This window comes from Planococcus sp. TJ-307 (assembly GCF_058268435.1).
The window spans coordinates 1018401-1037021 of the sequence record NZ_JBZDOJ010000002.1; the positions used below are offsets into that span (position 1 = coordinate 1018401).

Below are 18621 nucleotides of genomic sequence, written 5' to 3' on the forward strand. Positions count from 1 at the left end.
TGGTATTCCTCCTAAACACATAAAAATTTTTTATACTGCTTTTCTTAATCGGAACTTATTTAAGATATTATTCAAGCTTGGTACTTCTGTAATGAGTTGGACTAGCCAAAACCCTACTGCCGTTCCTAAAGCATTGGCTAGCAAATCATTGATATCAGAGCTTCTTCCACTTCCAAGTGCCACCCGAATCAACAATTGCATCGCTTCAAATGATAGGCTCACTAAGAAGCCTGCATAAGTTGCTTTTTTCCATGAATTGCACTTTTGCAGCAGCAATGGCAGGTACATTCCGAGGGGCACCAGCATAGCCACATTCAATAGAAACGTTGTTAAATCGATTGTTAACACCGGTATAAAATTAATTGAATTATACCATGGAGTTAAATTGGCGTACTGTCCGATATTTACATGAATGGGGAATAAAACTAAATGAACTACACATAAAGAATAAAACACAAAAGATGATACTAATAGGAATTGGCCTAAAGTGTATCTTCCTTTCAGCAGCTTCCCTATCGCAACGAAAAAAAACGCGAAATATATTGGCACCAGGATGTACCAGGAGTTGATTGTAAACATGATTGAATCCGTCATTTGTCTTCCTCCTTAAAATTTACTGCATTACATAGCTCTTTTTTATTTTTTCTGAAAAACTAAATTAAAATCCTATTTGCTTTTTTAAAAGTACTCATCGATCACTCTCCTCTAAAGATTCAATAAGCCCCTACCCCTTTTTTGAGCTCATGTTTTTAGTATAGGAATGAAAAATAAAGTTTTTAAAAAGAAAGCGAGAAGCTTTTTTAAAAATATGATGCTGATTAATTATTAGCAGAGATTTATCGGATTCATTTTATTCAGGTGAGATAATCTCTTCAAATCTATAAAGACAAAACCTGCAGCCGCTGCCTTGACTTTCAAAGCCAGTCAGTTCTATAATCAATATATGAACATATGCTCATATATAAGTTTTAATTGTGTGCATTCTAATTGGGGGTCGATGGCCATGAACGAGCGTTTAAAAGATGATAAGGAATTTTTTGAAAATGAACATCCGTTAGATGAGGAAACCTTGTTTGTCGTTTCTCAAACATTCAAAGCACTGAGCGACCCAACACGAATTCGCATTTTGAATTTGCTTTGTATTGCTGAACACTCTGTTAATGAACTCGCTGAAAAATTAGATTTGGGACAGTCTACCGTATCCCATCAATTACGTTTTTTAAAGCAATTGCGCTTAGTCAAATTCAGAAGAGCCGGAACAACTCTCTACTATTCAAAAGACGACGACCACATTATGAATCTCTTGAATCAAGCCATTGAGCACGCGGCTCATAACTAAATATGGCTTGATAACGTTCAACACCGCAGTTTAATTTTTTTCAAGAGATTGGAAGGAGAATTCAAGATGGCACATGATCATAATCATGACCACACTCACGGAGCCAACAAAAAAGTATTGATGATTTCTTTTCTAATTATCACCAGTTACATGATCATTGAAGCCATCGGCGGTTTCTTAACAAATAGTTTGGCCCTTTTATCTGATGCTGGCCATATGCTGAGCGATTCCATTTCATTGGCAATCGCCCTGATTGCCTTTAAGTTGGCCGAAAAAGCGGCTGATCGCAGCAAAACTTATGGCTACAAACGGTTCGAAATCCTGGCTTCCGTCATAAATGGCGTGACCTTAATAGCGATTGCCGTTTACATTTTTTACGAAGCCAGCAAGCGTTTTGCACATCCTCCCGAAGTCGCCACGACCGGCATGCTCATTATTAGTGTGGTCGGTCTGGCAGTGAATATTCTTGTTGCCTGGATTATGATGCGGGGCGGAGATACGCATGACAATTTGAACATGCGTGGTGCTTATCTACATGTTTTAAGTGATATGCTGGGTTCTGTTGGTGCCATAACAGCTGCATTGCTAATGATTTTCTTTGGATGGGGATGGGCAGATCCTGCAGCAAGTGTAATTGTTGCAGTGCTTGTTCTCAGAAGCGGCTATTTTGTTACTAAAGCTGCGGTTCATGTTTTGATGGAAGGAACTCCCCAAAACATTGATGTCGATGACATTTTGGAGACCATCAGCAAAACACAAGGCGTCCAAGGTGTTCATGATCTTCACATCTGGTCCATCACCAGCGGCATGAATGCCCTATCCTGTCACGCAGTAGTCGATCACCACTTAACGGTCGCAGAAAGTGAACAAATTCTCCACAACCTTGAACACAGTCTCGAACATAAAGGGATTTCTCATGTGACCATTCAAATGGAAACAGGTGCACATAAACACAGCAACTCTATTCTGTGTACTGCAAAAAATGCGGTGGCGCATGAACATCAGCATTAATAGAGAACAAACTTCAAATTTCATATCTATTAAAAAAAGCTCCTTAGCTAAGGAGCTTTCAGGCTGCAGAAGAGCTCTTCTGCAGTTTTTATGAATTTATTTGCCGAGCATTTGAGCAAGGCAATCCAAATTTGTGTTTTCTTTATTGTTCATGTTCCTCTTTTTTGCTAGATGCTGTATAAACGAAATAGCCTCCCAATAAACCAGCGGCTGATCCTAAAGCAAGGGCGGTTCCTGTGGGGATAGGAAAAATCATACCGACTACAAGTCCTGCCAAGGTTCCCAGAAGCATACCTAATGGAACTGAACTATCCAATAAAATTTGCGCCTCTTGTGTTTTTTTCCTGCCTAAAGTACCTTGTTTTTGTTTCGTCTTCAATTTTTTAATCACGAATAGTGAAATCGCCCCCACCAGCATAATAGGCAGTACGATAAGAAAAATGTCAATTGCTAATTCCACGTAAAGGACTCCTTTCATGTTAAGTAATTCAAACTTATAATTACTTGTTGCGACAACGTGTTTTCAGCGGTTTTGATTGCTTTTAAAATGAAACTATATAAGTCGAACTTTGGACGCGAGCCCGCGGTTTTGCGGAATATCGACAATGAAAGATTAGTAGTTCAACTTATATAGCTATATTTGTTCATGTACTTCATTTTCTTAACGTGACAAAACCATAAGATTAATTTCCAACACTTAAAGCCATACTTTCAGTCTGGCCATTCCAAGTAATTTCTACTCTTATCTCTTCATCGCCTTGCATCACCGCGCACCCATCACAAAAGCTGCTCCCCATGCTTCCAGTTTTCTCGCTGATTGTGATTCCGGTCCCTTCAGATCCTCCCAAATCCGTTTCAATTTTATAATCGATTGTGTCGGGTGCTTCTCCGCTTCCGGTAAACTTAACGGTTCCACTTTTATCTTCTCTATCTCCATTGGAAATATTGACAGCATAAAACACATCCCAGTTTTCACTGCTGCCTGAAAAGTCGTATCGTTCACTGCTAACGCCGCACCCGCTTAAGATAGCAAGCAAAATTAGTAACAAAACGAACTTTTTCACCTTTGTCCATCTCCTTATACGAGAAACCTCTTTAGTCTTAGTCTAAATAATACCAAATAAACCCATTTAAATCTAATATTAATAGAATATTCTTTCACTATGAATTGTCGTTTTTTACTAAGAATGACCATACAACTTATACCTGTCTTCTCAAAATCACACAAAAAAACGTCTGACCTGAAGACCAGGTAGACGTTCCTTTTTGATTTTTACGTATCTTGGTTTGCTTCTTCGGTGTCCCGGACATTCTTCTGTACCGTGACCACCGCGAACAAGCTGAGAACAAACGAAATGCCATAAAAGCCTTTTTCGCTCAAAGTTATGCTTCCTGCGTTAAACAGGCCAATTGCCATGAGTGCTAATGCTGCAATCAGCGCAAACCAGCTGATGCCAAAATACAAGTTTGTGACGCGAATTCCTTCGTCTCGGTCTCGCACTGCTTTTTGAAGCGATACTGCGGCGTAAAGCCCTAAAATTAATAACGTAATATAATAGCCTTTTTCGTTTAACTCCATTACTGCATTGTATAAACCAATTAAATAGGTCGATACCCCAATCAGTAGAGCCCCCCAAGCTGCACCTTTAAATGCTCCCGTTGGTTCACCAAGTCTGCGCTTTTCTACCGTTTTTTTCATGAACTCGTCATCGTCTTTCTCACCTAACATACAATCAGCTCCTCTTATCTGCAACACGTGATTTATATATGCAGGACATCTTTCACCTTAATTTACAAGGTGTTACATCCGTTGAATTTTTTGAATAGCTGCTCTCTAAGCATACAAAATGTGGTTATCAGACAGATCTGGTTTCCTGAATAAAATACAGGTGCAAAGTTAAAGTAAACATTTGTAAACACTCTCAGTAATAGTTATATTTCATCACAAGATAACTGTCAAACTAACTATTTATTGTGAAGTAATTTCGGGTTATTGGCATATGGGAATTTGATTTATTTACCTATTTATAAACAGCTAAATAAATCGAAATAAGAACATCTTATTTACTCTTAATACAAATTGTCCCGATAGCTCTTTTGCAGAATTTTTCCCATTGCCTCTTCATCTACATTTGGTAATTTGGCATGGGCTGCTAAGATTTTTGCGCCTTTTGGAAGATCCTCATCATTTGCCCATGCTTCAGGGCTCCAAAGTCCGGAACGCCGGAACGCTTTGGCGCAATGGATAAAGCATTCTTCTACGTCCACGCCAATTCCAAGAAGAGGACGCTTCCCGTTGACTGCCATTTTTTCTAACAATTCCTCGTCTCGGACCACACTGGCTTTGCCGTTAATGCGCAAGGTCTCGCCCAGTCCTGGAATGAGAAACAGCAAACCGATATTGGGGTTTGATAAAATATTCCGCATGGAGTCCATCCGTTTGTTGCCAGGTCTTTCAGGAATGACTAGTTGACTTTCATTTAGCACGTAAACAAAACCCGCTCCGTCTCCCCGAGGAGAGACGTCACAAAATCCGGAGACGTCCGAAGTTGATATTGTCAGAAACGGTGATTTCGCAATAAATTCTTTGCAGTGCTCATCTATGTAGGAGATGACTTTATTGTTTACCAATTCACTTGGATTCCCGGTAATTTCTCGAAGTTCTTCCACTGTCTCGATTGTATTCGGAAATGTTGGTTTGGTTTTCACTTGGATCCATCCCTTTCGCATTCATTTTCTTTTAGTAATCTTCCTTTGGTGTAACTTACTAGTCAGCATCCAAAACCTCAAAACGGAGGACTTTGCAAAAAAAGCCAACAGGAAATTTCCTATTGGCGTTTTTTTATTTCTTCCGCTACTAACTCGAAGGTTTTCAGTTTGTCCTTAAAATTATAAGCAGAGGAAACCAACATCACTTCGTCTGCTCCGTACTCAGCCGCCAAAACTTCCAACCGGTCCACGACTTGACCCGGGGTTCCGACAACCATACGCCGGCGGTTTTCGGCCACCAGCAATTTTTCGAATTTGGAATAGGGATAAGCCAAAGCTGTCTCGGGCGGCGGTGTGCCTTTTGATGGCATCCCTTGTGCGCCCATACACAGCGAAAGATCCATTGAAGAAGCAACCCGTTCTGCCAGCTCGGGTGTTTCCTGGCAGACCACAAAAATTGCAAATCCGACATGCGGCGTGCTGCCTTTATAAGAGTTGAAGTATTCACGGTATTCTTTCGCAAACTGCTGTCCGCCTTCACCGTTGATGAAATGCGCAAACATATAGGGAAGGCCTTTTTCTGCTGCCAGCTTTGCCGAGTTTTCGCTTGAGCCGAGCATCCAGATTGGCGGACTGTGCTTTGTAAGCGGTGTGGCTTTCATCCCGTAATACGGATGTTCTTCAGGAATGGAGTCCGTCAAGTACATGCGAAGATCATCGATTTGTGCAGGAAATTGGCTGGTGTCCCGCTTTTTTCCTTCGTTCAATGCATAAGAAGCACGCGGCATACCACCTGGAGCCCTGCCAACTCCCGCATCGATTCTATTTGGATATAAAGCTTCCAGCAGTTTAAAATTTTCAGCGACTTTAAAAGCCGCATAATGCGGCAGCATAACACCGCCAGAACCGAGGCGAATGCTTTTTGTCACAGCACCCAGGTGTCCAATCAACACTTCTGGGGAAGAGCCGGCCAATGTGACTGCATCGTGATGTTCGGAAACCCAAAATCGGGTGTAACCCCATTTTTCGGCTTTTTGTGCCAGGATCGCTGTCTGTTTTAACGCTTCCTGAGGCGAGCTGCCTTCTGAAATGGGTGATTGGTCCAGCACGCTATAGCTAAATGCCATTGTCATTCTCTCCTTTATTCGTGGATCAAGTACCCGACCGATCGCAAAACGGTATGAATAAATCCTTGCGTCGCCAAAAAGACTTCCTCTTTTTCCGGTTCTTGAAAGATGTCGTGGTAACAGTATTTCCATTCTTTGTAGCTAAACTCAGTCAGCTGCTGTTTTAATAGCCATTGTCGCGCAACTTCCTTTTCGGTGATTGCGTCCCGTTCTGCTGTGTGCAGATAAGTTGGAATCTGTGGATACACCTCAACAGCTGCTGCGGTTTCTTTCATATAGCTCTGCAATTCTTTAAACCAGGCTGCAGTTACAACAGTATGATACAAGTTGTTTTCAGCTCCCTGTTCGAGGCTGAATTGGCTTCTTGTCAGGTCACGCAATGCAATCTCGTGGTCCATTTTTCTGCGTCCTGTCAGCTGAGCAACACCTGGAAATGAATTGGGTGCTTTTGGCGGCAACTTTTTTAACTGCAGCCAAGGAGATGTAAAAATAGCTCCCGCCACGTTAAATTTACGATTGCCAAGAACATTCATTGTGATGGTGGCACCGAGGCCGTGGGCAATGACAAACACCGGCAGATCATTTTCCGATGATAGCTTCAGCATATCATGTACCGCCTGTTCGTAGACATCAAACGATTCGCGGTGAACCTTGTCGGCTCCAGCATTTTTGCCATGACCCGGCAAGTCTGCCATATAAACATCGAATCCTGCCGCTCGCCATTTTTCAATTTGCCATGCATAGCGCAAATGCTGCTCATATGCACTATGGATCAGCACAACTGTTGCCTTAGCCGTTCCTTCAGCCTGCCATTTCCACATAGTCCAACTTCCTTTCCATTCCAAGCTCCAATTTGACGTTTTGATTTGATTTGTTACGATATAGAATATCTTATCTTTTTTAAAGGAGCTTTGCCATGATTTATCCATTTAAAGACAAATTCCCCCAAATCGATCCATCCGTTTTCATCGCAGACTACACCACCATTTCTGGTGATGTGACGATTGGCGCCGATTCATCAGTTTGGTTTAATACTGTGATTCGCGGTGACGTATCCCCCACTGTTATTGGCAATAAAGTGAATATCCAAGATCTTTGCATGCTGCACCAAAGTCCTGGCAAACCATTGGTGCTAGAAGACGAGGTAACGATTGGCCATCAAGTGACCTTGCACAGCTGCACCATTCGAAAAAGAGCATTAGTTGGGATGGGTTCGATTATTTTAGACGGAGCAGAAGTTGGAGAAGGCGCATTTATTGGTGCCGGCAGCCTCGTGCCCCCCGGAAAAATCATTCCACCAGGCATGCTCGCTCTCGGACGCCCAGCAAAAGTTGTCCGTGAACTGCGCGAAGACGACAAAGTGGACATGGAACGAATTGTCCGCGAATACGCTGAAAAAGGCGCTTACTACAAGTCTCTTCAATAGGGCTAGCACAAAAAAGGACGATCCGGCAGGGATGCCGGATCGTCCTTTATTTTTATACAGTTTTAGATACCAGCTTCAACGCCAGCTTGTTCTTTCAAAAGTGCTGCTTTGTCCGTACGCTCCCAAGGAAGATCAACATCTGTACGGCCAAAATGTCCGTAAGCTGCTGTCTGCTTGTAGATTGGGCGGCGAAGATCAAGCATTTTGATGATTCCAGCAGGACGCAAATCAAAGTTCGCGCGTACCAAATCATCCAATTTGTCTTCGTCCACAATGCCGGTGCCAAATGTATCAAAAGCGATCGATACTGGATGTGCTACACCGATTGCATATGCCAATTGCACTTCACATTTATCTGCCAGACCAGCCGCTACAATGTTTTTCGCTACATAACGTGCAGCATAAGCTGCTGAACGGTCAACTTTTGTTGCGTCTTTACCGGAAAATGCACCGCCGCCGTGGCGAGCATAGCCACCGTAAGTATCTACGATGATTTTGCGGCCAGTTAAGCCTGCATCTCCCTGAGGTCCGCCAATAACAAAGCGCCCCGTTGGGTTAATGAAGTATTTGGTCTCTTCGTCAATCCATTTTGCCGGAACGACTTCTTTGATGACGTACTCTTTGATGTTGCGTTGAATTTGCTCAAGTGTTACTTCTGGGTGATGCTGCGTCGAGATAACAATTGTGTCCACACGAAGCGGCTTATTATTTTCGTCGTACTCAACAGTTACCTGTGTTTTGCCATCGGGACGCAAGTAGGGAAGAATTTCTTCTTTGCGCACTTCAGCCAAACGGCGCGCCAATTTATGTGCCAATGAAATCGGCAATGGCATCAATTCTTCTGTTTCGTTGTTGGCATACCCGAACATCAACCCTTGGTCGCCTGCTCCGATATCATCCAATTCTTTATCAGTCATTTGGCCTTCGCGTGACTCAAGCGCCACATTGACTCCAGCAGCGATATCCGGTGATTGCTCATCGATTGCTGTTAGCACTGCACTTGTTTCTGAATCGAAACCGTATTTAGCTCGTGTGTATCCAATTTCTCTTACCGTTTGTCTAACGACTTTCGGAATGTCCACATAAGTAGAAGTGGTAATTTCTCCGGCTACTAAAACCAGCCCTGTCGTTACAGTGGTCTCGCATGCAACACGTGCGTTTGGATCTTCGGTCAAGATTGCATCCAAAATAGCATCTGAGATTTGGTCACAAATTTTATCCGGATGTCCTTCTGTTACTGATTCTGATGTAAATAATCGACGGTTTTTCAAAAAATGTTCCTCCTTATATCCTGCGAGATTGCTCTCGAAATTGATACGGTACTCGTTTCCCATGTCAAGTCCGTTCCAGACAAAATCCAGATTGAACTTCAAGCCGTTTGTGGCCTTTCACACGAGGATTAAGGGCATTCCATAAAAAAATCCCTTCACTCATTCATCATGAGGAAAGGAGAATCATCATAAGCACCTTTCACTCTTATCATCCAAGGCCTGTGCGCCTTGCTTCAGGTTTGGCACCATCACTGCGTATGCAGCAGGTTGCCGGGTTTCATAGGGCCTGTCCCCTCCACCAGCTCGGAATAAGAGTATCCGTTCAATTTTTCATCATACGGAAATAGTACTGGGATGTCAATGATTTTTTCGAATTAAAATGAGATAGTAAATTGCCTGCTGCTCGTTCCGCTCATTCCTCCCGCTCTCTACAACTCGTTATATAGGCAAACCCATTTGTATGTCTTGTACAGTTTATTTACTTGCAGATTCCTGCCTCATATAGAGTCTATCCAATAATTTTTGATTTCCGAAGGGGATTAGTATAGACTAATAAACCTAATGTGTTATACTAATGAACGAATATACATCCTCCCCATCGCCATGGGAATAACAGAAAAGGAAGGTACATATATATGACTTCAGTGAACTTTGCAAATGATTTAAAGGATCTTTTAACTGGCCAAAATGTACATGTTCAATTATCAGTGCCACAACTAGTGGAAGCAGCAACATCTCGCGGGGAAGCCGTATTGACTCGGGAAGGCGCTGTAAAAGCGGAGACAGGAAAATACACGGGCCGCTCACCGAAAGACAAATACATGGTGGAAGAAGAAAGCTCTAAAGACAAAGTCGACTGGGGCAATGTGAACCGTCCAATTTCTAGCGAAGTGTTTGAAAAATTATACGCTAAGGTGATTAAGCACTTAAAAGAAAAAGATGCTCTTTTCGTTTTCAAAGGATTTGCCGGAGCGGACCACGAATCACGTGTGCCAATTCAAACCATCAATGAATACGCGTGGCACAACTTGTTTGCCCACCAACTGTTCATCCGTCCGTCAGCTGAAGAGCTGCAAGCGCATGAAGCTGAATTCACGGTGGTTTATGCCCCTACATTCATGGCAGACCCTGCAGTTGACGGTACGGCTTCAGAAACATTCATCATCGTCTCCATGGAACAGCGCATCATTTTAATCGGTGGAACTGAATACGCCGGCGAAATGAAAAAATCGATCTTTTCTATTATGAACTACTTGTTGCCAGAAAGAGGCATTCTTCCAATGCACTGTTCAGCAAACGTAGGACAAGATGGCGATGTAACTTTATTTTTCGGCTTGTCCGGTACCGGCAAAACGACCTTGTCAGCAGATGGAGACCGCAAGCTGATCGGTGATGACGAGCATGGCTGGTCTGATAATGGCGTCTTCAACATCGAAGGCGGCTGCTATGCAAAAACCATCAACCTGTCGCGTGAAAACGAACCGCAAATCTACGACGCGATCCGTTTCGGTTCGGTTTTGGAAAATGTGGTTGTTGATCCGGATACACGCATCCCGGATTATGACGACGGTTCATTAACTGAAAACACACGTGCCGCCTACCCAATGCAGGCAATTGACAATATTGTAGATCCTTCAGTTGCGGGTCACCCAAAAACGATTGTTTTCTTGACTGCAGACGCTTTCGGCGTATTGCCTCCAATCAGCAAGCTGACAAAAGAACAGGCTATGTATCATTTCCTTAGTGGCTACACATCAAAATTAGCTGGTACAGAGCGTGGCATCACTATACCTGAAGCAACGTTCTCAACTTGCTTTGGTTCGCCATTCTTGCCGCTGCACGCAACGGTATACGCTGAAATGCTCGGCAGCAAAATTGATGAGCACGATGTTCAAGTCTTTCTTGTCAACACCGGCTGGACGGGTGGAGTCTATGGAGTCGGCAGCCGCATGAAGCTTTCTTACACTCGGACAATGGTTCGCGCTGCCATCAAAGGCGAATTGAATGATGTGCCGACTGAAAAAGAAGCTATCTTCGGCCTTGAAATTCCAGTACAAGTACCTGGCGTACCAGCCGATGTGTTAAACCCACGCCATGCTTGGGCAGATAAAGAAGCATACGATTCAAAAGCTGTGGAATTGGCACAAAAATTCCAGGAAAACTTCCAGAAGTTCGGTACTGTCGCACCTGAAATCACAACACTTGGCGGACCACTTCAAAAATAAGCATCCCTTAAAGCCCGTTCGGAGTAAAATCCGAACGGGCTTTTTTTACTTTCCTATTGCTCTTTATCTCTCATCCATTGGCAAATTGCCCGAACTGTTTTGCGATTGGCAGCCGGTGGAAAGAAATGCGTATAATCTTTGAAATACCAAGTTTCGTATGGCTGATTGTTGAGCGCTAGAGTTTCTTCTAGCAGATAGGCTTGGGCAGGATAGACGTTTTCATCCTGAAGGCCATGGATAATGAGCATGGGCGCACAGCTTTCTTCAATCCGCATCAACGGATTGCGTTCTTCGTATGCGGCAAGCGCCGTATTGGGTGTGCCGCCGTAAAGCCGTTTCATCATGCGCCGCATGTCTGGCCGCTCTTTATAGGTCAACACCGTATCTGTAACTCCGGCCCATGTGACAAGCGAGGTAATGTCCGAACGCAAAACGGCGGTCCATAACGCCATAATGCCGCCGCGGGAAAATGCCAGCAAGTGCACGTACCCGTTGCTGTATTTTTTTAAGACATCCACAGCGTGAACGGCATCCCAACGATCCGCACCGGCAAATTCGTCTCGGCCTTCGCCGCCTCGATTGCCTCTATAGTACGGAGCAAATACCACAAAGCCTTGTGCAGCGAACTGGGCAATACGCGCAGGGCGAACCATTCCAATCGACTGGATGCCGCCTCGTAAATACAAAATGCCGCTATAGTTTCCCGGTTCTTTTGGTTCTGCAAGCATTCCTTTGACCTTCAATCCTTCTGACCAATAAACAATTTCCGTTAAGCGTACATTGGGATTTGGTGAAGGAAAGTGTTTTTTTGATTTAATCTTCCCATTTTCCAAGCTGCTTCACCTTCTCTATAATTGTCCTCATTCCAGCATCTTTCATTAGAAAACTGAACTCATCGTCCAGCTTTAATTCTCCCATTAAAACAATTCCTTTTGTTTCAAGTAGCGGAATTTTATCCACTTTTTCAACTTCAGCTATAAAAACAGTCTTGCAGAATGGTTTCGCCGAATGCACCACATACTCTGCAAACCATTCCAGCTCTTTTACTTGAGCGCCGGTCTCTTCGTATACTTCCCGTTTTGCAGCTCCTTGTAAACGTTCCCCAGCTTCTACTTTCCCTCCTGGAAACTCCAGGCCCCGCTCGTTATGTTGGGTCAGCACCCACTTGCCCTCGTATTGGCAAATGACCAGTACATGCCTGCTTTCTAAAGAAAAGCTATTTTTTTCAAATGATAGTTCACATTGATAACCATTTAGATCCTGATACTGCATTTTTCCACCTCGATGCCATAAGAAAAACGTACACTAACTTTCAGTGTACGCTTGTATACTTCTATTTTACTTCTTTTCGCCAAGGAATGCTGATAACATCCATGAATGTTTTTCAAGGTTCTGATGGATGGCATTAAACATGTCTTCTGTCATGTCATCCCCATCTGCCGCTGCCAACTCCATGCCTTTTTTCAATGATTTCATGATTTTGTCGTAGTCACTAACCACTGTATCGACCATATCTTCAGCTGACTCTTTGCTATTAGCCTCTTCAATTACGGACAGCTTGAGCTGCTCTTTCATTGTAGCCACAGGTTTCCCACCCAGTGCCAGCAAACGCTCCGCGATTTCGTCCATATGAAGAGTTGCTTCGTTATACAATTCCTCGAATTTCACATGCAATGTAAAGAACGAAGGCCCTTTTACATACCAATGAAAATTATGTAATTTTGTGTAGGCAACTGACCATGTCGCCACTTGTACGTTTAATTCTTGGTTTAATTCTGTAGACATTTCCAATCACACTCCAATTAGTTTTGATAAGTACTTATACTTTATTATTACCTCTAATCCCCCTACAATAAACATACGATGTAATCTATCCGAAAAGAGCTGAAGAACTATGAAGACAATGCTACTGAAGACTTTTCGCTTTTATCAGCGGTTTATCTCTCCTCTGTCGCCCCCAAGCTGCCGCTTCTATCCAACGTGTTCGCATTATGGCATTGAGGCTGTAGAAAAACATGGCGCCTTAAAAGGTGGATATTTGGCAGCCAAACGCATCTTAAGCTGTCACCCTTTCCACAAAGGCGGAATCGATTTTGTCCCGGAAGAATGGCCACCAAAAAAATAATTGGTGGTTTTTCTTGTGTTTTTTGGAATCATCCTGTAATATTCAACTAGTCATTAAAACGTAACGATTACATTTTGGAGGTAGAACATGAAAAAGATCCTATTACTGGCAACCTTGCCACTATTATTAGCCGCTTGTGGAGATACAAGTGAAGAAGCTCAGAGTGTGGATGAAAACCCTGAAAAGCTCGAAGTCTATACAACAGTCTATCCCCTCACTTATTTTACAGAACGCATTGCTGGCGACTTGGTGAATGTGCAATCAATTTATCCGGCAGGTTCAAATGAACACACCTTCGAGCCGACACAGCAAGAAATGATCGGGCTGGCAGATGCAGACTTGATGTTCTCTATTGGACTTGGCCTGGAAGGATTTATTGACAGCGCCCAAGACACTTTGCAGAACGAAAATGTTGAATTTGTCGCGACTGCTGACGCTATTTCAGACGAAGAACTGGAAGCAGCTTTAGGCCATAGTGATGAAGCTCATGACGAAGAAGCACACGATGAAGAGGCTAACAGTGACGAAGCGCATGACGAAGAAGCTCACAGTGAAGACGCACACGATGAAGAAGCTCATAGTGACGAAGCGCATGATGATGAAGCACACTCAGAAGAAACTGGAAGCCACGACGGCCATGACCACGGTTCGACCGATCCGCATGTGTGGATGTCTCCATCACTAAGCGAAAAACTGGCAGAATCGATTAAAAATTCATTAACAGAAGCAGATCCAGAAAATGCAGCTACTTATGAAAGCAACTACACTGAACTGGTCGTGGAACTGGAGACCTTGGATCGCTCGTTCGAGGCTTTGGGCGAACGCGTTACTAAAGACACTTTCTTCGTGTCTCATGCCGCTTTCAGTTATTTGTCAGAGCCGTATGGTTTTGAGCAAGTGGCGATTGCCGGCTTGAATAGCCAGGATGAACCTTCGCAAAAAGAGTTGACGGAAATTGTTGATCAAGCAAAAGCAGAAAATATAGAGTACATTGTCTTTGAACAAAATGTTTCGTCCAACCTGACTGAAGTCATTCAAAATGAAGTAGGTGCAGAAGCGATTGAAATGCACAATCTCGGTGTGTTGACACAGGAAAACATCGACAATGAAGAAACTTATTTCACATTGATGGAAAAAAACCTGCAAGTTCTTGAAACGATTCTTAAATAATTAAAGACAAAAAAAGCACCGCTGCAAAATTTTGCAGCGGTGCTTTTTTCTATTATCTTTATAGCTAAGTCAGCTTCCCGCTGTCAACTTGATTAATCGCTTGGTCAGGAACTGACGCCATTCATCCGCCAGTTCTTCTGCTTCAAGCACTTTGACAATCCCATCGATATCTTTTGTTCGGTGGAAATTGATTTCATTGGCATAAAGGACAGATACTCGCTGAGGATCTTTCGCCACTAGACGGACAGGCGAGTCAGCTCTGATTAGGCCCTCTTCCAGTACCCGGCATAAATAACCGGTATATCCGGTCCTCACCATTTCTTTCAGCAAAGGTTTCATGTCAAGGCGCCTGTCAATGGTATTGCAGGGAACACGCCCTTGCGTTACTTGGATGACCGCCTCACCAATTTGGAAAATATCACCGATGCAAATATCCTGCTCCAGCATATTCGTTATGGTCAAGTTTTCTCCAAAAGCAGCGCGGGGCAACTCCGTTTCAAAATGGCTGTTCCAAAGATCATAATGCTCATGTGGATAAATGCAGACAGCACGCTCCGGTCCTCCATGGTGCTTCACATCAGCTACGCCATCACCATGAAAACCGTCTTTGCTTAGAAATACTTCCTCTACTTGCTCCTTACGAATTGCAGTTTCTACTTCCTTGCCATTTTCGTAAATCATTTTTTCGGGCAATCCGACAGCAAAGCTTGTTATAACTGCCTTCCCAAAACCTCTCATATGCCACCCCACCTTTATCAATCAGATCTACTTTTCTCTATCTGCAATAAATTATCAATCGTCCAATATTTCTTTTAAAAATTTTTCTCGATGATCCAGAAAGTATTTCGTAATTCGATAGTGATCGGTCTCTTCGTATTCGATCTTCTCAATCGATCCTCCGTCAAAACTGAAAATTTCAGCATCCGGATACCCAAGCAAAATAGGTGAATGAGTGGCGATGATAAATTGGCAATCGTCTTCTTCGGTCAAGTCTTTTAAAATCCGCAGAAACGTCAACTGGCGCTGCGGAGACAATGCTGCTTCCGGCTCATCCAACAGGTACAAAGCACGGCCGTTAAAGCGGTTTAAAAATAATGACAGGAACGATTCACCGTGGGATTGTTCGTGCAACGAACGGCCGCCATAAGACTGAAATCCACCCCCGTCAACTTCTTCAAGATGAGTGGCAAAATGATAAAAGGATTCTGCCCGCATAAAAAATCCATTTGTTACTTTTGGCATCCAGGAAAGACGGATATAATCGCCCAGTACAGATTCCGATGCATGGACATCATATGAATTATTGCGTCCTCCACCCGCTGTATGGAATCCACATTTATCAGCGACTCCTTCAAGAAGCGTAGATTTGCCAGATCCGTTTTCTCCCACAAAAAATGTAACCGCACTGCTCAAATCCAATTGGTCCAAACTGCTAATCGACGGAATATCAAACGGGTATTGTTCAAAATCTTCAATGTTCTCTTTTATCAAACTGATCCGATTTAAAAACATTTGCCCAGCTCCTTGCGCGCTGCTTCTATTCTTTGCCTGCAAAATAAAACTAATACTTATTCAAAAATTATAATTTTTATTCATTATCCCATACTTTATTCCCAGTGAAAACCACTGTTCTGATTTTATTTCCTTTTATATAAAAGCCTGAATGTAATCGATTCAGACTACTTGGTATCCCAAGCCTGGCTGATCGCTTAAACGAATTTCACCGTTTTCTACCGTAATTTCCGGTTCGATAATATCTTTTTCCCAGAAATGCCGGGAAGCTGAAAAATCGCCTGGATAGACTATTCCTGGCAAAGAAGCCAATGCCAGGTTATGGGCTTTTGATACACCAAACTCTATCATGCCCCCGACCCACATCTCAATGGAATTTGCCTGGCATAAGCGAACCACTTTCAAGGTTTCAGTCCAGCCGCCAAGCCGGCTCATTTTCAATACCACAATGTCGCCTGCTCGCTGATCGATCATTTGCTGAACATCTTCCAGACAAGCAATGCTTTCGTCCAAACAGATTTTCGTCTGGAGTTCTTTTTTTGCCTGTGCATGCAATGCCCATTGCCGTTCGCCAAAAGGTTGTTCAATTAGCGCAAAACCAATTTCGTCAAATGCCATCAACCGCTCAAAACTGTTTGCTTGAAAGCTGCCATTGGCATCTGCAAAAAACTGCAGCTTCGGATAAGCAGCGACTACGGATTTTAACAAAGCAATCTCCATGGCCGGATGTATTTTTATTTTGACTCGCTTATAACCGGCTTCGGCAGCACGGGCTACCTGACCCTCAATTTTCAGCGGATCCGCTGCTACTACAATGCCTGCAGGAACCGGTTGCTGAGAGCCTCCTACGAACTTCCACAATGGCTTTTTTTGCTGCTTGGCGAACAAGTCCCACACGGCCATTTCTATAGCAGCTTTGGCCATTCTATTGCCTTTAACCGCAGCAAACAAGTCCCATGCCTGCTGTGGGTTCTCAAAGCTTTTATTTATGAGCAGCGGCACTAGAACTTGTTCCAGCACAAACCGGCAGCTGACGATGGTTTCTTCCGTATACCATGGCGTTTCAAAAGCCACACATTCCCCGTAGCCAACATGACCCGCCTCACCTGTAACTGAAACCACGATCACTTCCCGTTCTTCCACTTGCTGCAATACTGTCTTGAACGGGGACCGCAGCGGCTGTCGAACTGTTTTCAGCTGAATGTTCCGGACTGTTACAGCCATGCTCTCAGCTCTCTTCTCAATAGTTTGTTCGACGCATTGCGCGGCAGCGACTCGACAAATGACAGCCTTTTTGGCACTTTGTAAGAAGCCAGCTGCTCACGGCAGTACACCAGCAATTCATCCGTTGTTGCTTCTTTGTTTAGCACCACAAATGCTACAGGAACTTCGCCCCAGTTTTCGCTTGCTGCACCACAGACACCGGCTTCCCGAATAGCCGGATGGGCCAGCAAAACTTTCTCAATTTCCGCTGGGTAAACGTTCTCTCCGCCCGAAACGATCAGATCTGAACGCCGGTCCACAACAAATAAAAAGCCTTCTTCATCCAAATAGCCAATGTCTCCCGTGTGGAGCCAGCCGTCTTCATGCACATTCCGCTCGCTAAATTTGCCAATATAGCCCGGCGTCACTTGAGGCCCGCGAATGAGAATTTCTCCATTTTCTCCTGGTTTTTCCGTATCATCTATTTTGACTTCGTATAAAAATAGCGGTTTGCCGGAAGAGCCTATTTTCCGCTCCGCATCTGCCGATTGCAAAGTTGTGGTCTGCGAGGACGTTTCCGTCATTCCGTAGGTTTGCAAAACCGGAATTCCACATTTTTCGGCACGCTTGATGTAAGCGACTGGAATCGGTCCGCCACCAGCAAGAACTGCTTTAAACTGAGGAGACGCATGTGTTCGAGATTGTTCCACATTGCTTAAAATCCGTTCCAGCATAACTCCTACGACTGACATATGAGTCACGGTACCCTTACAAATTTCCTCTGCACTGCGCTCCGCATCAAACTTTTCATAGAGCCGCACACCCATGCCGTAAACCAGCGACCGCATCAAAATCGAAAAGCCACTGATATGGAACAAGGGGACGGAACACAGCCACACATCGTTAGGCGCAATACCGAGATTAAGCGCTGAAGATACCGCACTTGAAAAATGATTTTCGGCTGTTTGCCGAACGCCTTTTGGATTGCCTGTAGTTCCGGATGTATACATGATGGAAATGGTGCGGTCCTGTCGCCACTGTTGCTGCGGTTCGAATCTCACCGGCACAGCTGCATCGAGTTCACTGAATAAAATTATTGTGGAGGATGTCACTTTACCTGTTAGCTGATCGGCCATCAACACGTGGTCCACTCCAGAATCTTCGATTTGATACGCCAGTTCTGCTTTCGCCAGCCGCTCGTTCAGCATGACCATTTCGCAGCCCAAATGAAGACAGCCGTACATGACAAAAACAAACGCTGGATTCGACTTTGCCAGAATCGCAACACGCGAATCTGCTGTTATGCCGAGTGCAGTCAATTTACCGGCATATTCAAGCGCCAGGTCATTAGTTTCTGAAAATGTCCATTGCTTTTCCCCAAACGACAAAGCCATTCGATCGCCACTCAAATAACTCCGCTGGCTTAACCAGTTCGGATACGTCATCTAAAAAATCCTTTCTTCAAAAAAAGCTGTCCCCTGGGAGGACAGCTTTCAATTATTC

21 protein-coding genes and 1 riboswitch are annotated in these 18621 nt (G+C 43.8%); of the genes, 6 read left to right on the forward strand and 15 right to left on the reverse strand.

Annotated elements, in window-relative coordinates; genetic code table 11:
• Positions 1–30: 30 nt before the first annotated feature.
• The gene (locus tag AC4EHK_RS11435; RefSeq protein ID WP_490978907.1) at positions 31–594 is read right to left on the reverse strand and encodes a VanZ family protein; all 564 of its coding nucleotides are present in this window, start codon (positions 592–594) and stop codon (positions 31–33) included.
• Between the two features lie 409 nt (positions 595–1003).
• On the opposite strand from AC4EHK_RS11435, the gene AC4EHK_RS11440 reads away from it, so the two are divergent.
• Together AC4EHK_RS11440 and AC4EHK_RS11445 are read left to right on the forward strand one after the other, a co-directional pair.
• On the forward strand, positions 1004–1339 hold the full coding sequence (locus AC4EHK_RS11440; protein ID WP_490978908.1) for an ArsR/SmtB family transcription factor: 336 nt from the start codon (positions 1004–1006) through the stop codon (positions 1337–1339).
• 66 nt (positions 1340–1405) lie between these two features.
• Entirely contained in the window at positions 1406–2350 is a 945-nt protein-coding gene (locus AC4EHK_RS11445) for a cation diffusion facilitator family transporter (RefSeq protein WP_490978909.1), read from the forward strand.
• A 142-nt stretch (positions 2351–2492) separates the two neighbouring features.
• Here AC4EHK_RS11445 and AC4EHK_RS11450 read toward each other — a convergent pair whose 3' ends face one another.
• From AC4EHK_RS11450 to AC4EHK_RS11475, 6 genes are all read right to left on the reverse strand, one after another.
• Positions 2493–2810, reverse strand: a complete 318-nt coding sequence (locus AC4EHK_RS11450; protein ID WP_490978910.1) for a hypothetical protein — start codon at positions 2808–2810, stop codon at positions 2493–2495.
• A 223-nt stretch (positions 2811–3033) separates the two neighbouring features.
• Positions 3034–3414: a hypothetical protein gene (locus AC4EHK_RS11455; protein WP_490978911.1), complete on the reverse strand. Its 381-nt coding sequence runs from the start codon at positions 3412–3414 to the stop codon at positions 3034–3036.
• Between the two features lie 209 nt (positions 3415–3623).
• Positions 3624–4079, reverse strand: coding sequence for an inner membrane protein YiaA (yiaA, locus tag AC4EHK_RS11460; RefSeq protein ID WP_490978912.1), 456 nt, complete (start codon positions 4077–4079; stop codon positions 3624–3626).
• Positions 4080–4420: 341 nt separating this feature from the next.
• On the reverse strand, positions 4421–5059 hold the full coding sequence (locus tag AC4EHK_RS11465; RefSeq protein ID WP_490978913.1) for a pyridoxamine 5'-phosphate oxidase family protein: 639 nt from the start codon (positions 5057–5059) through the stop codon (positions 4421–4423).
• Between the two features lie 119 nt (positions 5060–5178).
• The gene (locus AC4EHK_RS11470) at positions 5179–6186 is read right to left on the reverse strand and encodes an LLM class flavin-dependent oxidoreductase (RefSeq protein WP_490978914.1); all 1008 of its coding nucleotides are present in this window, start codon (positions 6184–6186) and stop codon (positions 5179–5181) included.
• A gap of 14 nt (positions 6187–6200) precedes the next feature.
• On the reverse strand, positions 6201–7007 hold the full coding sequence (locus AC4EHK_RS11475; RefSeq protein ID WP_490978915.1) for an alpha/beta hydrolase: 807 nt from the start codon (positions 7005–7007) through the stop codon (positions 6201–6203).
• 95 nt (positions 7008–7102) lie between these two features.
• Here AC4EHK_RS11475 and AC4EHK_RS11480 point away from each other — a divergent pair, with 95 nt between their 5' ends.
• Positions 7103–7612 (forward strand): gamma carbonic anhydrase, encoded by a 510-nt coding sequence (locus tag AC4EHK_RS11480; protein ID WP_490978916.1) that lies wholly within the window; start codon positions 7103–7105, stop codon positions 7610–7612.
• A 62-nt stretch (positions 7613–7674) separates the two neighbouring features.
• Here the strand turns inward: AC4EHK_RS11480 and metK are convergent, their stop codons facing one another.
• The gene (gene metK / locus AC4EHK_RS11485; protein WP_490978917.1) at positions 7675–8883 is read right to left on the reverse strand and encodes a methionine adenosyltransferase; all 1209 of its coding nucleotides are present in this window, start codon (positions 8881–8883) and stop codon (positions 7675–7677) included.
• 202 nt (positions 8884–9085) lie between these two features.
• A riboswitch (SAM riboswitch) is annotated at positions 9086–9198 on the reverse strand.
• A gap of 320 nt (positions 9199–9518) precedes the next feature.
• Between metK and pckA the strand changes: the two genes are divergently transcribed.
• Positions 9519–11108 carry a phosphoenolpyruvate carboxykinase (ATP) gene (gene pckA / locus AC4EHK_RS11490; RefSeq protein ID WP_490978918.1) on the forward strand — a complete coding sequence of 530 codons (1590 nt, stop codon included), beginning with the start codon at positions 9519–9521 and terminating at the stop codon, positions 11106–11108.
• Between the two features lie 53 nt (positions 11109–11161).
• Here pckA and AC4EHK_RS11495 read toward each other — a convergent pair whose 3' ends face one another.
• The 3 genes from AC4EHK_RS11495 to AC4EHK_RS11505 all read right to left on the reverse strand — a co-directional run bounded on the left by AC4EHK_RS11495 (position 11162) and on the right by AC4EHK_RS11505 (position 12893).
• Positions 11162–11941: an alpha/beta hydrolase family protein gene (locus tag AC4EHK_RS11495; RefSeq protein WP_490978919.1), complete on the reverse strand. Its 780-nt coding sequence runs from the start codon at positions 11939–11941 to the stop codon at positions 11162–11164.
• Positions 11922–12380 (reverse strand): RNA deprotection pyrophosphohydrolase, encoded by a 459-nt coding sequence (gene ytkD / locus AC4EHK_RS11500; protein ID WP_490978920.1) that lies wholly within the window; start codon positions 12378–12380, stop codon positions 11922–11924. Before ytkD ends, AC4EHK_RS11495 begins: the two co-directional genes overlap by 20 nt.
• Positions 12381–12446: 66 nt before the next feature.
• Complete coding sequence (locus tag AC4EHK_RS11505; protein ID WP_490978921.1) at positions 12447–12893, reverse strand: Dps family protein; 447 nt, start codon at positions 12891–12893, stop codon at positions 12447–12449.
• A 109-nt stretch (positions 12894–13002) separates the two neighbouring features.
• On the opposite strand from AC4EHK_RS11505, the gene yidD reads away from it, so the two are divergent.
• Both yidD and AC4EHK_RS11515 read left to right on the forward strand, forming a co-directional pair.
• A complete protein-coding gene (gene yidD / locus AC4EHK_RS11510; RefSeq protein ID WP_490978922.1) occupies positions 13003–13233 on the forward strand; it encodes a membrane protein insertion efficiency factor YidD in 231 nt (76 codons plus the stop codon).
• Positions 13234–13320: 87 nt separating this feature from the next.
• Positions 13321–14403: a metal ABC transporter solute-binding protein, Zn/Mn family gene (locus AC4EHK_RS11515; RefSeq protein WP_490978923.1), complete on the forward strand. Its 1083-nt coding sequence runs from the start codon at positions 13321–13323 to the stop codon at positions 14401–14403.
• Positions 14404–14472: 69 nt separating this feature from the next.
• On the opposite strand, the gene AC4EHK_RS11520 is transcribed toward AC4EHK_RS11515, so the two are convergent.
• From AC4EHK_RS11520 to AC4EHK_RS11535, 4 genes are all read right to left on the reverse strand, one after another.
• Positions 14473–15141 (reverse strand): MOSC domain-containing protein, encoded by a 669-nt coding sequence (locus AC4EHK_RS11520; protein ID WP_490978924.1) that lies wholly within the window; start codon positions 15139–15141, stop codon positions 14473–14475.
• Positions 15142–15195: 54 nt separating this feature from the next.
• The gene (locus tag AC4EHK_RS11525) at positions 15196–15915 is read right to left on the reverse strand and encodes an AAA family ATPase (protein WP_490978925.1); all 720 of its coding nucleotides are present in this window, start codon (positions 15913–15915) and stop codon (positions 15196–15198) included.
• A gap of 162 nt (positions 15916–16077) precedes the next feature.
• A complete protein-coding gene (gene menC, locus AC4EHK_RS11530) occupies positions 16078–17139 on the reverse strand; it encodes an o-succinylbenzoate synthase (protein ID WP_490978926.1) in 1062 nt (353 codons plus the stop codon).
• The gene (locus AC4EHK_RS11535) at positions 17130–18563 is read right to left on the reverse strand and encodes an o-succinylbenzoate--CoA ligase (protein ID WP_490978927.1); all 1434 of its coding nucleotides are present in this window, start codon (positions 18561–18563) and stop codon (positions 17130–17132) included. Before AC4EHK_RS11535 ends, menC begins: the two co-directional genes overlap by 10 nt.
• Positions 18564–18621: the final 58 nt, after the last annotated feature.

Bases quoted from the DNA above. Each gene is read 5' to 3' on its own strand.
- AC4EHK_RS11470 (WP_490978914.1), bottom strand. From the start codon at position 6,186: ATGGCATTTAGCTATAGCGTGCTGGACCAATCACCCATTTCAGAAGGC.
- AC4EHK_RS11520 (WP_490978924.1), bottom strand. From the start codon at position 15,141: ATGAGAGGTTTTGGGAAGGCAGTTATAACAAGCTTTGCTGTCGGATTG.
- AC4EHK_RS11525 (WP_490978925.1), bottom strand. From the start codon at position 15,915: ATGTTTTTAAATCGGATCAGTTTGATAAAAGAGAACATTGAAGATTTT.
- AC4EHK_RS11535 (WP_490978927.1), bottom strand. From the start codon at position 18,563: ATGACGTATCCGAACTGGTTAAGCCAGCGGAGTTATTTGAGTGGCGAT.
- pckA (WP_490978918.1), top strand. From the start codon at position 9,519: ATGACTTCAGTGAACTTTGCAAATGATTTAAAGGATCTTTTAACTGGC.
- yidD (WP_490978922.1), top strand. From the start codon at position 13,003: ATGAAGACAATGCTACTGAAGACTTTTCGCTTTTATCAGCGGTTTATC.
- AC4EHK_RS11475 (WP_490978915.1), bottom strand. From the start codon at position 7,007: ATGTGGAAATGGCAGGCTGAAGGAACGGCTAAGGCAACAGTTGTGCTG.
- yiaA (WP_490978912.1), bottom strand. From the start codon at position 4,079: ATGTTAGGTGAGAAAGACGATGACGAGTTCATGAAAAAAACGGTAGAA.
- AC4EHK_RS11505 (WP_490978921.1), bottom strand. From the start codon at position 12,893: ATGTCTACAGAATTAAACCAAGAATTAAACGTACAAGTGGCGACATGG.
- AC4EHK_RS11435 (WP_490978907.1), bottom strand. From the start codon at position 594: ATGACGGATTCAATCATGTTTACAATCAACTCCTGGTACATCCTGGTG.
- menC (WP_490978926.1), bottom strand. From the start codon at position 17,139: ATGGCTGTAACAGTCCGGAACATTCAGCTGAAAACAGTTCGACAGCCG.
- ytkD (WP_490978920.1), bottom strand. From the start codon at position 12,380: ATGCAGTATCAGGATCTAAATGGTTATCAATGTGAACTATCATTTGAA.
- AC4EHK_RS11440 (WP_490978908.1), top strand. From the start codon at position 1,004: ATGAACGAGCGTTTAAAAGATGATAAGGAATTTTTTGAAAATGAACAT.
- AC4EHK_RS11480 (WP_490978916.1), top strand. From the start codon at position 7,103: ATGATTTATCCATTTAAAGACAAATTCCCCCAAATCGATCCATCCGTT.
- AC4EHK_RS11515 (WP_490978923.1), top strand. From the start codon at position 13,321: ATGAAAAAGATCCTATTACTGGCAACCTTGCCACTATTATTAGCCGCT.
- AC4EHK_RS11445 (WP_490978909.1), top strand. From the start codon at position 1,406: ATGGCACATGATCATAATCATGACCACACTCACGGAGCCAACAAAAAA.